Source organism: Cryobacterium sp. N19 (genome assembly GCF_002929595.1).
Lineage (GTDB): Bacteria > Actinomycetota > Actinomycetes > Actinomycetales > Microbacteriaceae > Cryobacterium > Cryobacterium flavum.
This window is the reverse complement of sequence record NZ_PJJR01000049.1, coordinates 1-20,815: the sequence shown is the minus strand read 5'-3', so window position 1 is coordinate 20,815 and position 20,815 is coordinate 1. Positions and strand designations below refer to the sequence as shown.

Sequence of the window (20,815 nt, the reverse complement as noted above, 5' to 3'; positions counted from 1 at the left end):
TTGGTCGCATGGACCCGATCACCGCCCGGCTGTATCTCTGCACCGATGCCCGTACGGAGCGCGGCGATTTCGCCGACTTCGTGACGGCCGCGTTCGCCGGCGGGGTCGACATCATCCAACTGCGGGACAAGACCATCGATGCCGCCGAGGAGCTCGACTATCTTGAGATTCTGCGTTCGGTCGCCGACCGACACGCCCGGCTCTGGGCGGTCAACGACCGCGCGGATATCGCCGTTCTCGCTGGAGCGCCGGTTTTTCATGTCGGCCAGACGGACCTGCCGCTGCCCGCCGCCCGTACGCTGCTCGGCGACGCGGCCCGCATCGGCTTGTCGACCCATACCACCGGACAAGTGGATGCCGCTCTCGTCGCTGACAGTCTGGATTATTTTTGCGTCGGCCCGGTCTGGGCCACGCCCACCAAACCCGGTCGGGCAGCGGTCGGAACCGGTCTGCTGCGCTATGCGGCCGAGCAGAGCGCATCCGCTGGCAGCCTTCGCCCGTGGTTTGCGATCGGCGGGATCGACCTCGGTACCATCGACCAGGTGGTCGAAGCCGGCGCCACCCGGGTGGTCGTGGTGCGCGCGATCACCGACGCCGATGACCCGACGGATGCCGCCGAGCGGCTTCTCGCCAGCCTCCCGCCGCTCGGCTAGTCGCGCCCACGTCGTCGCCCCGTTCATCTCATGCCCGCAATCAGGGCAGAATTCGCACGGTCGAAAAGTCGATGAAAGTGGTGGATCGGCCCGTTTCCCTGCCCGACCTCGAGCTCGTCGGCGTGGGCCAGGGCGTCGTGGAGCCAGTCTTTCACTTCGGCCAGGGACTTCGCCCAGTTACCGGTTCTGGCCTGCACCGTGGCCATCGCCGAGGAGAGTGAGCATCCGGTGCCGTGGGTGTTTGTGGTGCGGATGCGCGGCAGGGCGACCTCGACCACGCACTGGGCAAGCAGCCCGTGGGTGTTGACTAGGGCATCTGGGCAGCTCGTTTCGTTGAGATGGCCGCCCTTGACCAGTACGGTAGCACCCGTGCTGTCCGACAATCGTTTGCCCTGCGCGAGGGCCTCCGCCCAGTTGGCGGCCGGCGGCTCAGCGAGCAGAACGGCCAGCTCGGGAACGTTGGGCGTGACCAGGTCAACGTGGCAAATCAGGTCGCGCAGCGCCTGCTCGGCTGCCGGGTCGAGCAGGCGGTCGCCGCTCGTTGCCACCATCACCGGGTCGAGTACGACCAGCGGCGGACGGCACCGGAAGAGCCAGTCGCGCACCTCGGTGATCACATCGAGCTGCGCAAGCATGCCGATCTTCACGGCGTCGATGGTTACATCGTCACTCACGGCGTTCAATTGCTCGCGCAGAAAATCGATCGGCGGGATGTGAACCGAACGCACGCCGCGCGTATTCTGCGCCACCAGCGCACTCACCACAGCCATTCCGTAGCCGCCGTTGGCCGCGATGCTCTTGAGGTCGGCCTGGATGCCGGCACCGCCGGTCGGATCGGTACCCGCGATACTGAGGACTCGGGGAATCTGCCGCAGGGCAAGCCGGGTACGATCGATCATCCGTGACATTCCTTCGCTAGTACTAACTAGACAGGTTCAACGGGTATTGATCTCAGCACGCACAGTATGTGCGGCACCCCGTGTCAAGACTCCAGCCTATACGCGCGCCGGCCGTCAGTACACAAGGGGGCGGGCGGCCGCAACCGCCTGCCCTGATAACACGGATCTAGTGCACCGATTTGCGCTCGTAGAGCGCCCGTGACCAGCCGTAACTGGCGGCCACGATCACGACGCACCACCCGATGGCGAACACGGGGTTCCAGCCGAGTGGGGTGCCGAGCAGCAGCCCGCGAATTGTCTCGATGAACGGAGTGAAGGGCTGGTACTGCGCGAACCACTGCAGCCACACCGGCATCGAGTCGGTCGGCACGAAGCCGCTGCCGAAGAGCGGCAGCACGGTGAGAACGAGGGGCATATTGCTCGCCGTCTCGACGCTCTTCGCCTGGATGCCCATGGCCACGCCCAGCCAGCTGATCGCGTAGGCGACGAGCGCGATCACGCCGGCGACGGCCATCCACTCGAGCGGTGTCGCGGTGGGGCGAAAGCCGATGGCCACGCCGACGACCAGAACGAGGGTGCGGCTTGCGGGCGGCGTCGACGAGGTCGAATTGCTCGAGCAGTTCGGCCACTCGGGTCTTCGACTGCTTCGCTCCGAGGTGGCGAAGGCGCGCCATCAACAAGAGGTTTTCCTCGCCGTTCAGGAGCTTGTCGACCGCCGAAAACTGGCCGGTGCGGCCAATCACGGCGCGCACGCCGTCCTGGTCGCGCACAACGTCGCATCCGTTCACGAACGCCATGCCACCGTCTGGCCGCAGCAGCGTGCTGAGGATGTGCACGGCCGTCGTCTTGCCGGCGCCGTTCGGGCCGAGCAGGGCGGTCACGGTGCCCGCGCTCACTGCGAGGTCGACGTCGTCGAGCTCATTGCGCACGTGACCGTCTTTGGACGACAGGTCGAGCCAGGCCGGCACGCCCGGCTTGACGCCGATGGTGACCTGGCCGAATCCGCTCTCGACCTGCACGGAACCGCGTGAAACCTCGCGGAGCTGGATGCTTCCGTACGCGGTTTTGGCCGAAACGGATGCCTGCGCTCGCGTGATTTCCAGATCGCCGTAGGACAGTTTCGCGTCGAGGTCACCGCCGACCTCGTCGATCTGCACGCTGCCGTGGGACGCCTTGAGTACGGCGTGGCCGGAGACCGTTCCGACCCGGATCTGACCGTGGTCGCTCGCGAAGATCTCGATAGCGCCGACGGGCAGGTTGATGGCCAGGTCGATCGGGGTCGGTGTGTCGTAGGTGGGCATGCTGAAGCTGCCTTTCTGGAGGCGTGTCGGTGTGGCCCTGCGGGTTCGCGGGGCCGGCTGTTGCTGCGGGTGGGCGCCTTAGCGCGCCCAGCTCGCGAAATTGTCGCCGGCGCGCAGCGTGCGCTGCGCGGAGCGGCGTTGCCGGGGTTGCACGGCGGCGGCGACCGCACGCACCAGCCAAGTGTTGACCGACAGTCCGTCGGCGGCGGCCGCGTCGTCCACCCGCGCTTTGAGGGCGTCGGGCAGGCGCAGCGTCGTGCGCGAGGTGCTCGTGTCGTCAAGATCGACGGATGCCGCGGGTCGCTCGTCGCCGTCTACCTCGATACTCGACTGGGTCACCACGAATTCGATCTCGCGCCCGCGCAGCCGCAGGTCGACCGGTCCGGGGGCGAGGTCACGGGTGATCTCGGCGGCCGCCGCCGACAGCACGTCGAGCAGCACGAGCCGCGTTGCCGCATCGAGCCCGGCAGCAAGTCGCTCGGTCGCAGCGCGCGTGTCTGCGCTGCCGTTGTCGGCGGCATCCGCTAGCTGGTGCTGCAGGTCGTTGACGTACTGTCCGAGTTCCATATCACCATGGTGATACCACGGCGGTTAGTCATAATAATGTCATGCTAGTCGGGGCTTCGGCCGACAGCTCGCGGAGCGCCGCCAGATGGCCGTCGATGGCCGCGCTGCCGCGCCGGGTGAGGGCCACGCTGGTGGTGCGGCGGGCATCCGCTCGTGCTGGCGAGGCTTGTTTCACGGTCACTACGTAGTCGAGCTCGATCAGGTTGCGGATGGTCTTCGAGAGCGTCGCCTCGGTCAGTTCCAATGTGGCGGCGATGGTGGTGAATTCCGCGGCGCCGGTCGCCCGAAGAAGCGCGCACAACCGCAGACGGGTTGGCGCGTGGATTGCGTCGTCGAATCGGGGGTCAGCAGCCACGGAGCAGTTCCCGGGCGTTCGCGAGGTCATAGAGTGCTGAGCTGACGAGGGCTACGACGAAGACGACCGCAGTGGTCAGGACAATCCAGGCGCGCTGGTCAGTGACCTCGAACACGATCGAGAGCACGAATGCTCCGAGCATGACGACGCTCAGCACAATGAGAATCATCAGGCTCAGTGGGCCGGCCGGGCCGGGAATCTTCACCAGGCGCATCTGCTTACGCACGAGATGATCAATGCCGAAAAGTGTGAGGCAAGCACCGGCCGACACCATCATCATTCCGAAGGCGACACCCGCAGCCGGCGACGCGATCAGGGCTGCGATGGCAAGGGCCTGCGCCGGAGCGGTCCACCAGGTCTGCGATTTGAGCCATCGTCCGAGCCGCCGCCGGTCCGTCGCGATGCCGGCGAGCGCGGCGCGCGCCGACGCCGCCACCGCCGTGGTTGCACTTTCAGATTCCATGTCGGTAAGTCAATCACTTGCCGTGTCGTTAAGCAAGAATCGGGCTGCGCGCTGTACCGGCCAGGGCTTGAGCGGTCAGGTCAAGGGCGGTCGCGCCGCTGGCGTACGCGCCGCCGCCAGGGTGCGCTCGCGCATCGCGAGGAACAGCGGAAAGGTGAAGGCGAAGGCCGTTAGACCCGAGAGAACGACGTAGAGCCAGCCCCGCTTCATGCCGAGGCGTCGCGCCTCAACGATGATCAGGATGCTGCCAGCCACCGCGGCGATGAGCAGGTCGACCGTGAGTGACGACACCGCCGGCCCACTGTTCACCCAGTCGCCGACGAAGTCGCGCAGCTGAATTATCGCGATCACGTTGTAGCTCCAGGTTCCGGCGAGCCCGGCGAGGCTCAGCGCCAGGTAGACGAAAGCGAGCGGGGTCCAGTGTTTGGTCATGCCGACATTATGCTCGCCGGTCATCGCATATTGTCTCCGACAGCAGCCAGCAGTGTCGCTCTAGAGACTCGCACGCTCGTGTCGATGTACGCGTCCATTAACTCCGGGGGCACGAACAATTCCCGAGCCTGGAGCCGGCGAACCGGCGATTTCGCGCCAGGGGCGCCGCAGCGCTGAGCGCGCGAAGAGTCAGTCCTGTGAGCGGCATCGCTCTTGCGTGCGCTGACAATCATTGCCCGATCGACGAACGATTCACTCGCGCAGAATTCGGTCCGCGAGTTTGTGCAGTCGTCGAGCTTCGATCATCACAGGACCAAACGCCCCGGGGTGCGGCCGTCGAGCCGCCCGCGCAGCTTCCTTAGGAGGACGTTTCGGGACGCCCTGACCGGCAACTTTGCACCGCTGCGGGCGTTCGCGTTTCTCTTCCTGGTGGACATGATGCTGCGGCTATTCGTCAGCGCACGTTACACACCGAGTCTGCTCCTGGGCGGGCTGGTGGTGCGCCGACAGCGCCCGGAATGGGTCGGTGCCGACCAGAAGAAACTCGCCTGGCAGCTCGGGCTAGGCATGGCCTTCACCTCCTGCATGGTGATGGGCTTTTTCGGCGTCAGCGGCACCGTTACGCTCATGCTCTGCGGCATTTGCCTCAGCATCCTATTTCTCGAGACAGCCTTCGGAATCTGTGTCGGCTGCTCCCTCTACCGAATCTTCGCGACGAAGAAGCCAGAACTCTGCCCGGGAGACGCCTGCAACTACGTTCCACCCACGCGGGCGGACAAGCTCCGCCAGGCGCTCACCGCCCAACTCAACCTGCCCGACGACTCAACCCCGCCTGCACAGCCCAGTCGATGATCAGGCGCATACCGTCGCTAAAACTCAACTCATACGGACGGTTGAGAAACGCGTGAAAGGTGCCGGGCAGCACGTTGTAATCCAGCGCCACCCCGGCCGCTGACAGCTCCTGGGCGAACTGATCACCGGAGGAACGCATGGAGTCGCGATCGGCGTCGACCATGAGCGTCGGCGGAAAACCCTGGAGCGGATGGCCGCCGGCAAATGCGTGTGGTTGTGCCAGCGCGGTTCTCGTGCCGGCGTAGTGGAGATTCATCAGGTTCAGCAGCATCGGCGCGTGCCCGAAGCGACGCCGACCGCGGAGGCGGCCGCGCAATTGGCGCGATCTTTTCGGCAGCGCCGCGTGAAAGAAGCCGTACGCGAAGAACGCGCCGACGAGAGCATCAGCACCGCCGTCCGCCAGCCGGAGCACTGCAGCAGCCGACAGACAGGCACCGGCGCTGGCACCGCCCAGAATGACTCCGTTGGGTGAATCGCGCTGCACCTCCCGCACCGCGGCCACGACATCGTCGACCGGCACGGGATAGTGGAGGCCCGGGGCCCACACAAGCCCGCTCGCAGACCGACGCCACGTCGAGATCCTCGCGAGCCGGTAGGCAACGGTGACGACGGTGAATCCCGCTGCGGCCAGTGTTCGCGCAACGTCATCCGACTCCGGCTGGTCGAGGCTGCCCTTGAAAAATCCTCCACCGTGAATCCACACGATCGTTGCAGATTCGACTGATGCAGTGCCGACGGGCGGCGAGTACCAGCGCACCGGTATCGAGCCGTGGGGGCCCTCGATTATTTTGTCCACAGAATCGACAGCCAGGTCGAGTGACGTCACGCTCTCGACGCCCGAACGGATGCCGCACCCAGCGACGACAGACGATTCCCCATTCGTGAACCCTAGCGCGGCCAGCATGCGGCATCCGCTCGAGTGCGTCGCTGGCGGCATCCGCTTGGCCGAATCCAGCGTTCAGGTCATTCCCCCGGGTCGGCGGGGGCAATCGGTGGAAAATAACGAAATTCGCCCCGGACTTCCGCAGAAGTCCCGGGCGAATTTAGTGAATACCGTGTAGCGGGAGCGGGAATTGAACCCGCGACACCACGATTATCGTGAACCAGCCTCAGCGGGGTCACGGAGGTCTCGTACAGTCATTGTTCCCAGTAAAACAGTGGATAAGTGATCACACTCGCAACCCCGGTCGAATTTCAATCTGCGGGGTAAATGCGGGGTTTCTGCGGGGTTTCGGAAATGAACGCTCTGCCATCCATCGCTGTCACTGCTGATGACCCACAGTCGAAGTTCCGTCGCCGCCTTCGATCACTCGAATTCGCGGCGACGAAAGTCAAGCGCAAGGCACATGATTATGAGCCATAAGTCCAATAAACAGACCCATCGATGGTCCCACGCACCAAAGGAACGTACCGGTGGGATTTGAACCCAAAGTACCGCACAGTCATAGCCGGGCGGCAGGTCAAGATGCCCGTAAATTCAACGGTTTTCGGTCACCGTGACGCTTCAATAATCACCTCGAATTTTTTGAAGTGTGTGCAGAATGTGGGCAAGCGCTTCTCCGTCCTGACAGATAACACTGACAGATAACATGCGACTATGCTCTGGCCGAATCCGGGACAATGGGGCGTTGTCGTTGCAGACAACGATCCCCAAGCCGCAGGCGTCGGCAGCTCGCCATCGTCGACGACATCCTCGAACGCCCAGGGCGAAGGGCGAGACGATTTCACCGCTCAGGACACTCCTCAATATGACCTCGAAATCTGAACCAGCGGACCTGCTCATTTCGATGCCGTCCCCAGCCAACGTCAGTAGCAGCGTCGTTACGGATCTGGCGAATCTCTCCCAGGCTCAGGGCGGCGATCGCGAGGCGTTTGTCGCGCTGTACACCGCCCACGTCCGGGCGGTGTACTGGTTCGCGCTCAAAATGGTCAGGTCGATCACGGACGCGGAAGACATAACTCAGGACACTTTCGTCATTGCCTGGAGCAAACGGCATGCCATCAGGCCCGTGGACCAGTCCGTCTTGCCGTGGCTTCTCGTGACCGCCCGCAACCTCGGAAACAATCGCATCCGCAGCCGCGCTCGCGACGATCATCACCGCACCGATAGTGATCTCTCGAATTTCCCTGACCCCCAGCACCGTTCGGTCCACGACGAAGTCCAGAACCGGATGCTGTTGGACGCGATCGACCACGCCGTCGGCCAACTCACCGAGACGGACCAAACCCTCTACTACCTCTGCATTGACGAAGGTCTGAGCTATGAGCAGGCGGCACGCGCGCTGGGCACGTCTCATGGCGCCGTTCGAAACAGGCTCGCTCGAGTCCGCATCACTCTCCGAAACAAACTCTCCGCACAGAAAGAAGCGCTGTCATGAACACGACAATCGGTCCATCGGAAACCCAAATCAAGCGGATGCGGGACGACGTCGTGAGCAGAATGGGTGAATCGGTGCCGACTCTCGCACACGCAGCCGCCCCGCGCCAATTTCTCGGGGCACAAGCACCGGAGCAACTCGTCCGTGCGCCTCGAGCACTGCGGCACAATGCGTTGGAGGGGCATAAACGATCCGCCCGAAGCCGCCGCGTCTCCGCCCTATCCCTGGCTGCGGCAGCCCTTGTCGCCATGGCGATTCTGGGAAATGCCTTCGGATGGGGACCAAACGAGGGCGCATCCGCCGAAGCCTCCAACTTGCTTGAGCAAACGGCGGTCGCGACGATTCAGACCTCGGACCCCGTAGTCGCACCCGGTCAATTCCTCCAGATCAGCACGAAGGCCGTCTTCGTTACCTACGCCGTCGGGCCCAACGACGATCCCAAGAATCTAGCGAGCCGTTCAGTCTTTCTGAGCCCCTCCGCGAGCATCCTGTATATACCGGCGGATAGATCGGGCCAGTGGGTGTGGGAGCGCACCGCCCTCAAGCCCGACACCTTCTTCAGTGAGAAGGCCAGGGAGTACGCCCTCAACAGCTGGGCGCAGCTCAGCCCCGACGAGCGTACGGAGATTGCCCGAGCCGCAAGCGGCAATTTCGATGGTTCACCCTGGACCACTGAGGACCTTGCGGCCATGCCCCGCGACCCCGCCGCTCTGCTGTCCTATTTCTATGCGACCTCATCTGGTGGGTCGAACTCACCCGAGGAGGACGCATTATCCAGGATCTCCGATGTACTTCGCTCCGGGCTGGCCCCGGCCGAATTGCGCGCGGCGCTCTACCGGGCCATCGCGAAGATTCCCTATGTCACAGTCGTCGAACGCGTCGCCACGCTCAACGGGCAGGTTGGCGTAGCCATCGGCCGGCAGGACCCGACGCGTGACTTCAGACAGGACCTCATCATCGACCCAGCTACGGGACTTCTGATTGGCGAGCGCCAGGTGCAGGTCACGGCCGACGCTAACGTGCCGGCAAACTCTGTCATCGGCTGGACCTCGGTCATGACCACGGTCGTCGATTCAACGCCGTAGCGCTTCTGCAAGTCCCCACCCAGCTACTGGTAAGGCTGGGCGCACGCTGTACCTTAAAAGAAGACATCGCCTCCCTCTGAACGTCGCCTCAAGGGGGCGATTTTCATCTCTGCAGAAAGATTGAAGCGTTGTGTCGTCAGAAGGCTCCCACAGCCAAGATACGCGCGGTGAGCCACGACGATCAGGTGGCCTTGCCGACACCGGCCCCGCCTGCGTGATCGTTAACGCACTACGGCCCGTCGGTGACGGGCCGTAGTGTGATTCTTAAGCCGAATGGTGCCTAACCCGTTAGGGCCAGAGGACTGAGATCCACCGGTAGTACCCTCATGGTCTCACGTCCGCATTGCAATTGCCACTCTTGGCCGCGCAATTCGATACTCTCTAAGGATGCCGAGTGTCGAGCTGACTGCCCACGAGGCCGAACTGTGGCTGTCTTCCGGCCGTCTGGAAATCTACCTTTCCAAAACGGGTCGCGATCTGCAGCGAGCACTCCGCCTTTACGACTGGAACGCCAAGGTAACAGCGGCGTGTCTCCAAGACCTCGGGCACCTCGAAGTGCTCATTCGCAACTCCTACGACCGGAACCTGAACGTCGCCAGCCCGGACTGGTCTTCTGCAAGTGACCCCATCTAGTCACGAGAAACAGGGATCCGAAAGACCAGAATCAAACAAGCAGAGAGCAACAGCTACACGAAAAAGACTCTCAATGCAGCTCGCGCTAAGGCGACCCGTTCCACACACGGTCACACAGTCGCGAATCTCACTTTCGGCTTCTGGACTGCGCTCACTCAATCCGAGAGAGAAGCGACGATCTGGACTCCCATCCTCAGCCCGCTCTTTCCGGGCGCGACCCGTGGATCCATCCACGATCGGATGGAAAAGCTCAATAGCTTCAGAAACCGTCTCGCTCACTGGGAACCCGTATTCAGCAGGACCACCGGTCTCATGCGGCAGCTGACGAACGTGGATGCTCTATTCGCCGACCTCAGCCCGGCAATTGCGAACTGGGTGGGCGATCGTTCCGCAGTGATCTCACTCATTCAAGCATCACCCGAGCCACTACTCAGCCCACCGCCCGCGACATACCTCGGCCACGCGTCTAATTAATACGCCGCGTTCGCAATCTGCGACAACTTTTTGGCAAACTGCACGCGACCGAACGTTAATTTGCGATCGGCAAAACCGCGCAGAGAAAATCGATTTGCAAAGTTGGCTGGGTGCTTTTCCACTATCTGACGCGCAGTCTTTGAGGGAAGAGTGCTTCCCGGAAGCTGGTGCATTTCTCTCCAACGGACAGAGTCGCGAGCCGCCGTCGCCGTGCACGATAGGTTGTATTGACACCGTCGGCTCGTAGTAGTTCGCCACTCTGTCTTTCGTGAGCACCAGTGAATTGGAATCCATGCCTATAGAGATCTACTGCGATGAGAGCAGACCAGAGCTTTTTGTGAGCGAATTCCCCCCGGCAGCAAACACGTTGATAGGCTCTTTGTGGATTTTGGGAGCCCAGCGTGATGCCTTCAAGACAGCGATCGGCGCCCTCCGAGAGGAATACGGAGTGTGGGGTGAAATTAAATGGACCAAGGTCTCTCCCGCCAAGATTGATTTCTACCGGGCCTTAGTTGATCTCTTCCTCACCTCGCCCGGCATGAGATTTCGATGCATCGTCATCGACACAGTCAGACTTGATATGCGCCGGTTTCACAATTCAGATAGCGAACTGGGGTTCTACAAGTTTTACTATCAGATGCTCACCCATTGGATCGATGACGGTCTGAGTTACAGGATTTTCTGCGACGATAAAGTGAATCGAGACAGGACACGATTGCAGACACTCGGTCGTGTTTTACAAAATGGCCACCCTGCAAGCAGAGTTGAACACGTTCAGGCCGTACAATCCACGGAGTCAGTGATGATTCAAACGTGTGATCTCCTACTCGGAATGGCACAGGCCGTGTTTAACGAAAGCAATCGTGGATCAGAAGCGAAACGGTCCCTAATTGCGCATTTGGAGTCCGGTCTCGGTCGGCCCATCGCTCCGACTTGGCAAACGGAGCGGAAATTTAATATATTCAAGATTTCTCTCCAAGGGGATTCGCAGTGAAGGTGATCCCAAGAGCACTAATCTTTTCTGGTGCTCAGGAATACAGGGATCACTACTACGCGGAGTTCTGCCGCAGGCCGACAACTTTCACGACCGCTGCGGGTCCGACGAGCGTGTTCTTTGACAGGCGAACTTTTGATCATGCATTCTATGAGAGCTCGCGGCGGGATGGCACGAAAGATAATTTCTCAATGTCTAGGGCCTGTCGCATGCCCTTTATCGCCGAGGCACTGTCGGATGGCGAAAGCGATCGTTTCGCCGGATGGGATAAGACTGGCGGGCGGCACGACCATGCCCGTTGCGTTTGCGTAGCCCTTGACGATTTCGTCGTGGTTATTCGCCTCGGTTTGACGGCGGCAGGAGCCATTCGGGGCAGCTTTGTCACTTGCTACGTCGCAGACAACAGCATTGAGAAGATCAGGAACGGGCCGAAATGGGACGAAGCTGAATGTCTTCGACTCCTCCGCGGGCAAAGAAAAGGACGCTGATTCGCATACGCGGGCTCAGCGTCCAAAGCCTCGATAGATTCAATCCCGATGGGTATTGAACTCATCTCCTATGATAGCGTCATCGCCGCACGCATGCAATACGAGGAACGGATCTGCTGGCAGCCTCGGCGCTAGGCTCCTGCACCGACAATGCCTGCCGCCGGCGGCATGGAGTGCTCGCGCTGCGGGCGCTCCAACCTTTGGCAGCAGCGAATCGAGCAAGGAATTCATGGCGGTGGGTTATCCCTGACACACCACCCAGTGTGTCGTCTGACGGTCATGCGACGTGCCAAGCCTCGTCCTGGTCGGGCCCTTCACAAGGGGAACCCTTATCGGGAATCGACCTATCGCCGCGCGCGGAGTACCCAGCACCGTGAGGTGAGTCTGCGACCTGGCACGGACATGCGCGCAGCCATCGACCGTGGATTGGTGAGTTCGCGCATGGGGATAGGAGCATTGGGTTATCCGTGTCCGGCCGATCAGCGGCGGGCGACTTGAGATGTGGAGTCAATCGCAATGTTTCAGTGAGGGTAATCCCACGCCCGGGCTCTCCTGCAACCTCGGCAGACAGACCGCAGCGTATAACACTCTGACGCCGGCCGGACATTATTAGGTATGACCGCTTTTGACGCACACATCAGCGACGCAGACCTCTGGTTGCAGGTGCGTTCGGGCAACGGTCAATCATTCGGGGCGCTCTTCGACCGGCACCGCGACCGCGTCTTCCGCTACAGCCTCAGACTGGTCCGGTCCCACTTTGAAGCCGAAGACGTCACCGCGATGGTCTTCCTCGAAGCCTGGCGACGACAGGCACGTGTTCGTCTCGTCAATGGCTCCATCATCGCCTGGCTGCTGGCCACAGCTACCAACGTCGCTCGGAACCGACTTCGCTCCGCCGTGCGCTACCAGCGGATGCTCAACAAGATTCCCCGACCGGACCCAGCCCCCGACCACAGCACCCACGTTCTTGACGAACTCGCCGCGGCTCCAGTTCGCCGAACCGTCCAGGATGCCTTCCACGGATTGAATCACCGCGATCAAGAGATCCTCTCGCTCTGTGTGCTCGAAGAGCTCTCAGCGCCCGACGTCGGCGAGATTCTCGGCATCGCACCCGGCGCCGTCCGGGCACGTCTGATGCGCGCCAAACAACGCCTCGGCCACACCCTCGCCATCGATTCCTTGACCGTGCCCTCAGGAGAGACGCAATGAATACGAACGATGAAAACCTCCCTGTTTTCGATGAAGCACGCAGCGCCTCCCTGCGCGCGATGCTCGTCGACGTCGCAGAGATCGGCACCACTCAGAATCGTCGATTCCGTGCGGCTCAACGCGCCTGGACCATCGTCCCGGCCGCCTTCCTCGTGGTCGGCGTCTCAGCAGGCACGTTTTTCGCCACCCAATCAGTGACCGATGATTACTCAGTCGCCTGCTTTGCCCGGGCTGAGTTGGACTGGCGCGGAGCCTTCCCCGGCACGACCGGCTCGTCCTTGATCGGCACAACCGATGGCACAGATGGAGGATCGGCTCCCATCACGGACGCCGTCGCATTCTGTTCCGATTTGTGGGCCCAGCACGCACTCGATGCCAGCTCCCCCAACGGAACACCCCCGGCCCCGGATACGAAGATCGCACCTTCTCCCACCCCGTCCCCAGCCCTTTAACCGAGTGCGTCATGAAAAACGGCGCCGCGGCCGTCATCCCCGGCGGCCCAGACGTGTGCAGCCGACTAGGCCTCGCCTCAAAATCCGAATAGCTCGCACCACCAGCACAGGCACGAAACGTGGCCGGCCTACTCATTTGCCGAGCCCGGAGCTCCTCCGATACAGAGTGGCGCGACACGCTCAGACGCGACCTGGGTCGCGGATTCGCTGGCGTTGACCAAGCGCCGTGAATTCAGGACTTGGTCTTCGGTGTAACGTCGGCGTCGCCCGCCAAGATCCATCCCGGCAGCGCGGCGTTTGCCCCCACTTTCCACGATGCGTTCGCGTTTGAAGGCCAATTCCGTCTCGGTCAACGCGGCCATCGTCGTAAAGACCATGATTCTCAGCCCAGATTGAACACGCGAAGGTCTGCCCCGCGGGTGGGTAGCGATCCAGCGAGATCCAGCAGGATGACCGTCGATCTTCCTAAACCATCAATTCTTTGCTGCCGACAGGTTGATTCTGCGGAGTTTATGCGGGGTCGTCGAATGAACATCGGCCACCGTGTCGAGAACGAATTTTCCGCCTCAATCGGGCGTCTGGCGAGACCAGAAATACGCTGGCCATTGGACCGTTGAAACGATCAAATCGAATGTACCCGCTAATTTAATCTGCGGGGTTGATGGTGGCAAGGCCCAAAATCGACGAAAAAATACCCCGGACTTCCGCAGAAATCCGGGGTTTTTGTAGCGGGAGCGGGAATTGAACCCGCGACACCACGATTATGAGCCGTGTGCTCTAACCAACTGAGCTACCCCGCCGCGACTTGTCGGCTGTTCGCTTCCAAGCCTGAGCCCCCTGTGGGAATCGGACCCACTACCTCTTCCTTACCAAGGAAGTGCTCTACCAATGAGCTAAGGGGGCAGAGCAACCAAAAGACAGTAGCACTGCCGCGTTTTTGGCAACCTAGAAACTTTATCACCCCGACGGCGAGGTCCAGACCACTTCCACCACGCTACAGGCGTCCAGCAGCGATGCCGTAGCATTTTAGGATGACTGGCACCGAACTGACCCATGGCACCGAATGGTGGCGCACAGCCGTTATCTATCAGATCTACCCGCGATCGTTCGCCGACGCGAACGGTGACGGAATGGGTGACCTCGCCGGCATTAGCGCACGACTGCCGCAACTGAAAGACCTCGGCATCGATGCCATCTGGCTTTCTCCTTTCTATACCTCTCCGCAACGCGACGCCGGCTACGACGTCTCTGACTATTGCGACGTCGACCCTCTGTTCGGCACCCTCGACGACTTCGAGGTACTGCAACGCACCGCGCACGATCTCGGCATCCGCGTCATCGTCGACATCGTGCCCAACCACTCATCCAGCGCTCACGGTTGGTTTCAGGCCGCCCTCGCCGCTGGCCCCGGCAGCGACGAACGCGCCCGCTACACCTTCCGTGACGGAAAGGGCGAGAACGGGGAGCTACCCCCGAACAACTGGGAGTCCGTCTTCGGCGGCCTGGCCTGGACCCGAACGACCGATTCAGATGGCACCCCCGGCCAGTGGTACCTGCACTTGTTCGACAGCAGCCAGCCCGACTTCGACTGGGACAGCGAGTGGGTGCGCGAACAGTTCCGCGCCGTGCTGCGCTTCTGGCTCGACCGCGGCGTCGACGGCTTTCGAGTGGATGTTGCGCACGGCATGATCAAGGCTCCCGGCCTCCCCGATTACACGCCTCCCGCCGAGGGCGGCAGCATGGGCGGGGCGCCGGCATCCGCTTTGGAACCCGGCATCACCGCCGAGACGCCGCTGACCGCGCCGTACTGGGCGCAGGATGGCGTGCACGAGATCTATCGTGACTGGCACAAAGTGCTCGCTGCCTACCCGGGCGACCGGGTTCTCGCGGCCGAAGCCTGGGTAGACCCGCTCAGCCAGATGGCCAAGTGGGTTCGGCCAGACGAGATGCACCAGGCCTTCAACTTCGCCTATCTTGAAACCCCGTGGAACGCCGCGCAGCTCAAGAGCGTCATCGACGAGTCACTCGAAGCCTTCGGTAACGTGGGAGCTCCGAGCACCTGGGTGCTCTCCAACCACGACGTCGTGCGCCACGCCTCCCGGCTCGCCCTCACCGGCGAGAACCTGCAGGGGCATGGCATCGGCCCGAAAACGGTGGGCCTGCCCGACACGGCGCTGGGGCTTCGACGCGCGCGGGCGGCATCCGCTTTAATGTTGTCGCTGCCGGGCTCGAGTTACCTGTATCAGGGCGAGGAACTCGGTCTGCCCGAGGCCGTCGACCTGCCCGACCACGCCCGCGAAGACCCCACCTGGTTTCGCACCAACGGCGAGCGTTACGGACGAGACGGATGCCGCGTGCCGATTCCGTGGGAAGCCGCCAGCGAATCGTTCGGCTTCAGCACCGGCGCGAAGAGCTGGCTGCCGCAGCCAGCCGAGTGGGCCGGCCTGGCTCGCGACCAGCAAGACGGCGTCGCCGGATCCACCCTCGAGCTGTACAAGCACGCGCTGACCCTGCGCCGGGAGCACTCCCTCGCCTCCGGAACCGTGGAGTGGATCGACGGCTTCGGGCCGGAGGTCGCGGCGTACCGCAACGGCGACGTGACGGTCGTAGCCAACACCGGCGCGGCATCCGTTCAGCTTCCCGCCGGTGACGTGCTGCTTTCGAGTGAAGAGCTGGTCGGCCGCACCCTGCCGGGCGATGCGACGGCCTGGTTGCGCTCAGTAGAGGCATGACCGACGCCGTCGACCGTTCGAGCGATGCCGGCAGCAACTCGCTGGCGTCGATCGCGGCCATGCGAGAGCTGAAGCTCGAGCTGACCCGGTTCATGATGTCGTATAAGTTTGCGAGCGACGAGATGCTGACGAAGATCAACATTCTGAAGGAGGAGTTCAGCTCGATCCACGACTACAGTCCGATCGAGCATGTCAGTTCAAGGCTGAAGTCGCCGGAGGGCATTCTCAAGAAGGCGATCCGCAAGGGGTATCCGCTCGAGCTCGACGGTATTCGCGACAACATTCAGGACATCGCGGGCATTCGCATCACGTGCAGCTTCATCTCTGACACCTATCGCATCCGCGACCTTCTGGCCGGGCAGCGGGACGTGACGGTGCTGCTGGAGAAGGACTACATTCAGGAGCCGAAGGCCAACGGCTACCAGAGCCTGCACCTCATCGTGGCGATTCCGGTGTTCATGTCAGATCGCGTGCAGCCGGTCACCGTGGAGATTCAGATTCGCACGATTGCCATGGACTTTTGGGCGAGCCTCGAGCACAAGATCTTCTACAAGTACAACGGTACCGTGCCCGATACCCTCGTCGAAGATCTCCGGCAGGCAGCGGATGCCGCCAATCGCCTCGACGTGAAGATGGAGCTGCTGCACGACCAGGTTGTGGCGCTCGAGTCCGTCGATGCCGGCGACGCAGACCTGTTCAGCTTCGACGGCCTGCCGCCGTTTCCGCTGCCGAAGGGCCTGCTCGATTCATTCATGCGCGGCCGCACGCAGCCCGAATAGTCCCTCTACGCCACGGTTCGGCCGGGTGCGGCCTGCCGTGTCGGCACGACTCCTGCAATTCGCGGGCGAACAGAGAAACTCCGCGTCTTTTCGGGCCTTCAGCTCTCGGGCACAACAAATTGCAAGAGTTATGCTGGCCCGGCGTTCGGGACCGCGGGGCGGAGCTGCCGCGGTTGGGCTAGTTCGTGTTGGCGTAGAGCCAGGCGAGAGGGTCGACCTTGGTGCCGGTGATTCCGCCCTGGCGAATCTCGAAGTGCAGGTGCGGGCCGGTCGACATGCCGGTGCTGCCGGTCTTGCCGATGACCTGACCGACCTTGACCACATCGCCCTCCTTGAAGAGCATCGAGCCGTGAATCATGTGCGCGTACACGCTCGTCACAAGCTCGCCGTTGATCATGTGGTCGATCATCATGTGCACGCCGAGGCTGGCTTCGCCGTCTTCGGCGTAGCTCACCACACCGTCGGCAATGGTCTGGATCGGGGCGCCGAGACCGGGGTTGAAGTCCTGTCCGCCGTGGTTCACTGAGCAGCCGGCGCAGTTGCGATAGCCGATCTGGTCACCGATGTGCACGCCCACGGCGAAGGGCCACTGGATGGTGCCATTCGGGTTGTTGGTGAAGGTGTCTTCCATGCGGATACCGCTGGCGGCAGCAACTTCGGCGATGGTGCTCGACTCGTAGCCATCGCGCTCGACGGTGACGGTGTCACCACCGGCCATGTCCATGCTCTGCCCCTCATCAGCCGGCAGAACGCGCTGGGCTTCCAAAACGGATGCCTGTACGTCCTGCGACGAGAGCAGTGCCTCAGCCGGAATCGAGGTGGCCACGGCCATCAACGCCACGAAAGACATGGCAAGAATGGATGCGCCCTTGGCCGCACGCTTGCGCATGGTGCTGCCCAGCGGCCGCGCGCGGGGGGTGCGGCGCGGCAGCGCGCCAGCGGGAACGAAGTCGCGCGCGGGAGCAAACGTCTCGCCGGGCTTCTGCTCGATACGCTGGCGGCGGCGCGGCAGGTCGCCGGCGGCGGGAATCACCGTCGGAATCGACTGGGTGACGCCGGGAGCCAGCAGCTTCTCGTAGTCGGTGGGCTCGGCGTCGGCGACCGGCACTGCCGCGACGATCCGGTCCGTTTCGGTCACGACCGCCGGTTCAATGTCGGGTTCACCGAGGTCGGCGGCGACGATCAGGTCGGCGGCGGGGCTGAGACGAACGACGTCTTCGACACCTTCGTCGACCGGTGCAGCAGTCGATTCCGCGACTCGAGAGAAGGCCACTCGCTCGCGCTCACGCAGTTCGCGACGTGTCAGAGCAGCCGGTTCTGCCGGGGGAAAAACGGTGCCGTCACTCTCGCCGGACACGGAGGTGTCCATGGATGGAGTGTGACGTGACAAAGTGCAGCTTTCGGCGTAGCGGACGGGATCTCGTGCTCGTTCTGGATAACGCCACATGACGCCATGCAAATATAACGAATTGATTAAGGGTAGCGCGCAACCCTGAGAATACCAGAGGAAAGTGACCAATCACACCCAAACGGGGGTAGGGGGGCGTAATGTCACCGGGCTTTTGCGCCAAACGGGAAGCGTTCGAAGAGTCCGGCGAGCACGGGTTCGAACTGATCGTAGAGGTCAGGGGCGGCTGCGATGAGCAGGTCGTGACCCTCGGCATCCGCTTGCAGAGCGCCAACTTTGGCCCCCGCCTCGCGGGCGATCAGGGCGCCGGCGGCGTGATCCCACGGGTTGAGTCCGCGTTCAAAATAGAGGTCGAGCCGCCCGCAGGCGACGGAACACAGGTCGAGTGCGGCCGAACCAATACGACGGATGTCCCGCACCTGGCCGATCAGACCGCCCACGACCTTCGCCTGCCAGACCCGCCGGCTGGCGTCGTAGCCGAATCCGGTGCCGGCCAGCGCGAGCGACAGTGGTACGTCATGGTTGACGTGCAGGCGCGCATCGCCCAGCCAGGCGCCGGAGCCGGCGGACGCTGTGAACACTTCGCCGAGCGCGGGGTTGACGACCGCGCCGGCGAGGGCGTTCCAGCTGGCCGGGTCGGGCTCGCCCTGCACGACGGCGATGCTGACGGCGTAGAACGGAACAGCGTAAAGGTAGTTGACGGTGCCGTCGATGGGATCGACGACCCAGGTGAGTCCGCTGGTACCGCCGGTCGCGTCGGATTCCTCACCGTAGAACCCGTCGTTTGGGCGGGCGTCGGCGAGTAGGCCTTGAATGAGCAGCTCGACCTCACGGTCGGCCGCGGTGACAATGTCTTCGGGCGACGACTTCGAGACGGCGATCTCGACGCCCTCGACGCGGCGACGATGGGCCAGCGCGCCGGCGGTGAGAGCGATGGTGCGCGCGAGGTCGAGCAGCTCGGTCGGGGCAGGATGCGTCATGCCCTCACGCTACAGGCCGCGCCTCAACCAAAACAGGCAGACCCGAAGGCCTGCCTGTTTGCAGTGGTGAACTGCTCTGGTGCTGGTGGCGAGTGCGAGGTTCGAACTCACGAAGGCTACGCCGTCTGATTTACAGTCAGATCCCTTTGGCCGCTTGGGTAACTCGCCAGGCGCTCCCGACCAGGTGTAATCACTTGACCGGAGACGCGGGGTTAACACTACAAGACGAAACGCCTCACCGAGAAATCAGCGAGTGCCGACTTCCGCAGTGAGGCGCATCCGCTACCCCGCCGGCGGTCCACCCAGGCCGATCGGCGGGGTGCGCGTCACGGTCGACGTGTCGCCGCCGAGGCCGCTGAGCCCGCTGTCGGTTTGGGTATCGGTGCTGGCAATTGCCGCGTTTAGATCCGCCAGAATCACCTCGTCTCCGGCGTTGACGCCCGACGCGATCTCGGTCAACTCGGAGCCGACGGCACCGACCTTCACCACCGTGCTCGTCGATACGCCGTCTTTCAGCAGGTCGACCGTGTAGGACGAGTCGGCCACGTGCACGGCCGAGGTCGGCACCGCGAGCACCTCGTTGAGGCTCGCCACCTCAACGGTGACTGCGGCCGATGCGCCGTTTAGAAGGTTCGGGTCGGCGCCCTCGAGCGCGATCTGTACCGTGTACGACGGCGTGGATGACGTCGACACGTTGAGAATTCCGAAATCACCTTCCGGCGAGCGGGTCATGGCATAGGCCACGCCGCCGCCCGAGGCGACGAGCAGCGCGGCGACCGTTCCCACGGCCAGCAAGCGTCGGCGCTTTTGCCTGGTCGCCCGCAGGTTCTTGGCCGATGGCCCGGCGGCCGGCGCCAGCACGGCGTCGTCCGGAGCGGATGCGACTTCCTCCCCTCCGGCCTTACTCATTTGCCGCGTCTCCCATGCGGCGACCGGGGCCAGCCATGGCGCTCACGCAGCCTTCATCGCTGGCCACCGAGAGGGCCACAGCGGTGGCAGCGAACGATCCGCTGTCGTCAGCTTCGCCCTGAGCGGTCGCGCAGAGTCCCACCGCGACGGCCGACGAATCAGATGCGGATGTCTTCGTGTAGCTGGTCGCGCTGGCAACCGTCATCGATTCGCTCGTTACGACGCTGTCAGCGTCGGTCGAGTCGACCGTGATCTCGGTCGCCGTGACCGAGCCGTTTGTGCGGGAGCCGAAGCCGCCGCCATCCGCTGGCAGGTCGGTGGGCATATCGGTCAGCATTCCGGTCGAGGCGGTTCCGTCGGCGCCGGCGGGCATGTCGGTCGGCGGTGTGCCGCCGTCCATTCCGCCGCCAGCCGCTCCGCCGCCCATTCCGCCGAACCCCGAGTCGCATGCGCCACCGACGACATCGGTGATGGACACGGTGGTCGCGACGGTTGCGGCATCCGTTCCGTCGGCCGCTGCCGCGCTGGAGACGTTCACGCACTGGCCCACGGTGACGTCGGCCAGGGTCGCGGCGAGCGTCGAGGTAAAGGTCGTGGCCGTCGTGTAGGTCACCGCGGTCTGGGAGTCGGTGTCTTGCAGTTGAAAGCTGAGATCGGTCAGGGCGGCGATCTCACCGGTCACCCCGGGCGCGACCCGTGCTTGCTGGGTGGCCACGGGGGTGGCGGTGGCCACGGGGGTGGCGGTGGCCACGGGGGTGGCGGTGGCCACGGG

20 protein-coding genes, 3 tRNA genes, 2 pseudogenes and 1 riboswitch are annotated in these 20,815 nt (G+C 63.1%); of the genes and pseudogenes, 10 read left to right on the top strand and 15 right to left on the bottom strand.

The window, feature by feature from the left end; all coding sequences use genetic code 11:
* The first annotated feature begins 8 nt into the window (after positions 1-8).
* Positions 9-653 (top strand): thiamine phosphate synthase, encoded by a 645-nt coding sequence (gene thiE, locus CXY78_RS07995; protein ID WP_233206125.1) that lies wholly within the window; start codon positions 9-11, stop codon positions 651-653.
* A 23-nt stretch (positions 654-676) separates the two neighbouring features.
* Here the strand turns inward: thiE and thiD are convergent, their stop codons facing one another.
* The 7 genes and pseudogenes from thiD to CXY78_RS07960 all read right to left on the bottom strand — a co-directional run bounded on the left by thiD (position 677) and on the right by CXY78_RS07960 (position 4,670).
* Positions 677-1,552: a bifunctional hydroxymethylpyrimidine kinase/phosphomethylpyrimidine kinase gene (gene thiD / locus CXY78_RS07990; protein ID WP_092340452.1), complete on the bottom strand. Its 876-nt coding sequence runs from the start codon at positions 1,550-1,552 to the stop codon at positions 677-679.
* Positions 1,544-1,643: riboswitch (TPP riboswitch) on the bottom strand. It overlaps the preceding gene by 9 nt.
* 75 nt (positions 1,644-1,718) lie before the next feature.
* Positions 1,719-2,108, bottom strand: a complete 390-nt coding sequence (locus CXY78_RS07985; RefSeq protein WP_233206124.1) for an ABC transporter permease — start codon at positions 2,106-2,108, stop codon at positions 1,719-1,721.
* Positions 2,109-2,190: 82 nt separating this feature from the next.
* Positions 2,191-2,853: pseudogene (locus CXY78_RS21620) on the bottom strand (ATP-binding cassette domain-containing protein); the annotation flags it as partial.
* Positions 2,854-2,931: 78 nt separating this feature from the next.
* Positions 2,932-3,420, bottom strand: coding sequence for a histidine kinase (locus CXY78_RS07975; protein WP_092340454.1), 489 nt, complete (start codon positions 3,418-3,420; stop codon positions 2,932-2,934).
* 28 nt (positions 3,421-3,448) lie between these two features.
* Positions 3,449-3,775 carry a transcriptional regulator gene (locus tag CXY78_RS07970; protein WP_092340455.1) on the bottom strand — a complete coding sequence of 109 codons (327 nt, stop codon included), beginning with the start codon at positions 3,773-3,775 and terminating at the stop codon, positions 3,449-3,451.
* Positions 3,765-4,238: a hypothetical protein gene (locus tag CXY78_RS07965; protein ID WP_104088918.1), complete on the bottom strand. Its 474-nt coding sequence runs from the start codon at positions 4,236-4,238 to the stop codon at positions 3,765-3,767. The genes CXY78_RS07970 and CXY78_RS07965 overlap by 11 nt, the downstream gene beginning before the upstream one ends.
* Positions 4,239-4,313: 75 nt before the next feature.
* Positions 4,314-4,670: a DUF2834 domain-containing protein gene (locus tag CXY78_RS07960; RefSeq protein WP_104089178.1), complete on the bottom strand. Its 357-nt coding sequence runs from the start codon at positions 4,668-4,670 to the stop codon at positions 4,314-4,316.
* 213 nt (positions 4,671-4,883) lie between these two features.
* Between CXY78_RS07960 and CXY78_RS07955 the strand changes: the two genes are divergently transcribed.
* On the top strand, positions 4,884-5,522 hold the full coding sequence (locus CXY78_RS07955) for a DUF4395 domain-containing protein (RefSeq protein WP_104088916.1): 639 nt from the start codon (positions 4,884-4,886) through the stop codon (positions 5,520-5,522).
* Here the strand turns inward: CXY78_RS07955 and CXY78_RS07950 are convergent.
* Positions 5,476-6,426 (bottom strand): alpha/beta hydrolase, encoded by a 951-nt coding sequence (locus CXY78_RS07950; protein WP_158252787.1) that lies wholly within the window; start codon positions 6,424-6,426, stop codon positions 5,476-5,478. The genes CXY78_RS07955 and CXY78_RS07950 overlap by 47 nt on opposite strands.
* A gap of 844 nt (positions 6,427-7,270) precedes the next feature.
* Here CXY78_RS07950 and CXY78_RS07945 point away from each other — a divergent pair.
* The 6 genes from CXY78_RS07945 (at position 7,271) to CXY78_RS07915 (ending at position 13,235) form a co-directional block, all read left to right on the top strand.
* Positions 7,271-7,900, top strand: coding sequence for an RNA polymerase sigma factor (locus CXY78_RS07945; RefSeq protein WP_199182603.1), 630 nt, complete (start codon positions 7,271-7,273; stop codon positions 7,898-7,900).
* Positions 7,897-8,985 carry a CU044_5270 family protein gene (locus CXY78_RS07940; protein WP_104088915.1) on the top strand — a complete coding sequence of 363 codons (1,089 nt, stop codon included), beginning with the start codon at positions 7,897-7,899 and terminating at the stop codon, positions 8,983-8,985. The genes CXY78_RS07945 and CXY78_RS07940 overlap by 4 nt, the downstream gene beginning before the upstream one ends.
* 387 nt (positions 8,986-9,372) lie before the next feature.
* Positions 9,373-9,618, top strand: coding sequence for a hypothetical protein (locus CXY78_RS07935; protein WP_104088913.1), 246 nt, complete (start codon positions 9,373-9,375; stop codon positions 9,616-9,618).
* 742 nt (positions 9,619-10,360) lie between these two features.
* The gene (locus CXY78_RS07930; RefSeq protein WP_199182602.1) at positions 10,361-11,086 is read left to right on the top strand and encodes a DUF3800 domain-containing protein; all 726 of its coding nucleotides are present in this window, start codon (positions 10,361-10,363) and stop codon (positions 11,084-11,086) included.
* Between the two features lie 1,103 nt (positions 11,087-12,189).
* Positions 12,190-12,783 carry an RNA polymerase sigma factor gene (locus CXY78_RS07920; protein WP_104088910.1) on the top strand — a complete coding sequence of 198 codons (594 nt, stop codon included), beginning with the start codon at positions 12,190-12,192 and terminating at the stop codon, positions 12,781-12,783.
* Positions 12,780-13,235: a hypothetical protein gene (locus CXY78_RS07915; RefSeq protein ID WP_104088909.1), complete on the top strand. Its 456-nt coding sequence runs from the start codon at positions 12,780-12,782 to the stop codon at positions 13,233-13,235. Before CXY78_RS07920 ends, CXY78_RS07915 begins: the two co-directional genes overlap by 4 nt.
* Before the next feature lie 726 nt (positions 13,236-13,961).
* Here CXY78_RS07915 and CXY78_RS07910 read toward each other — a convergent pair.
* Together CXY78_RS07910 and CXY78_RS07905 are read right to left on the bottom strand one after the other, a co-directional pair.
* Positions 13,962-14,035, bottom strand: a tRNA-Met gene (locus tag CXY78_RS07910).
* A 31-nt stretch (positions 14,036-14,066) separates the two neighbouring features.
* Positions 14,067-14,138 (bottom strand) — tRNA-Thr (locus CXY78_RS07905).
* A 128-nt stretch (positions 14,139-14,266) separates the two neighbouring features.
* Here CXY78_RS07905 and CXY78_RS07900 point away from each other — a divergent pair.
* Together CXY78_RS07900 and CXY78_RS07895 are read left to right on the top strand one after the other, a co-directional pair.
* Positions 14,267-15,967, top strand: coding sequence for a glycoside hydrolase family 13 protein (locus tag CXY78_RS07900; RefSeq protein WP_092340459.1), 1,701 nt, complete (start codon positions 14,267-14,269; stop codon positions 15,965-15,967).
* A complete protein-coding gene (locus CXY78_RS07895; protein ID WP_199182601.1) occupies positions 15,964-16,746 on the top strand; it encodes a GTP pyrophosphokinase family protein in 783 nt (260 codons plus the stop codon). The genes CXY78_RS07900 and CXY78_RS07895 overlap by 4 nt, the downstream gene beginning before the upstream one ends.
* Positions 16,747-16,924: 178 nt before the next feature.
* On the opposite strand, the gene CXY78_RS21890 is transcribed toward CXY78_RS07895, so the two are convergent.
* The 5 genes and pseudogenes from CXY78_RS21890 to CXY78_RS21000 form a co-directional block, all read right to left on the bottom strand.
* Positions 16,925-18,115, bottom strand: a complete 1,191-nt coding sequence (locus CXY78_RS21890; RefSeq protein WP_158252786.1) for a M23 family metallopeptidase — start codon at positions 18,113-18,115, stop codon at positions 16,925-16,927.
* 182 nt (positions 18,116-18,297) lie between these two features.
* Positions 18,298-19,134, bottom strand: coding sequence for an inositol monophosphatase family protein (locus CXY78_RS07885; RefSeq protein ID WP_104088907.1), 837 nt, complete (start codon positions 19,132-19,134; stop codon positions 18,298-18,300).
* Positions 19,135-19,217: 83 nt separating this feature from the next.
* Positions 19,218-19,302, bottom strand: a tRNA-Tyr gene (locus CXY78_RS07880).
* Between the two features lie 114 nt (positions 19,303-19,416).
* Positions 19,417-20,043: a hypothetical protein gene (locus CXY78_RS07875; RefSeq protein WP_104088906.1), complete on the bottom strand. Its 627-nt coding sequence runs from the start codon at positions 20,041-20,043 to the stop codon at positions 19,417-19,419.
* Positions 20,036-20,815 (bottom strand): annotated as a pseudogene (locus CXY78_RS21000) (hypothetical protein); the annotation flags it as partial. The pseudogene CXY78_RS21000 and the gene CXY78_RS07875, both read right to left, overlap by 8 nt.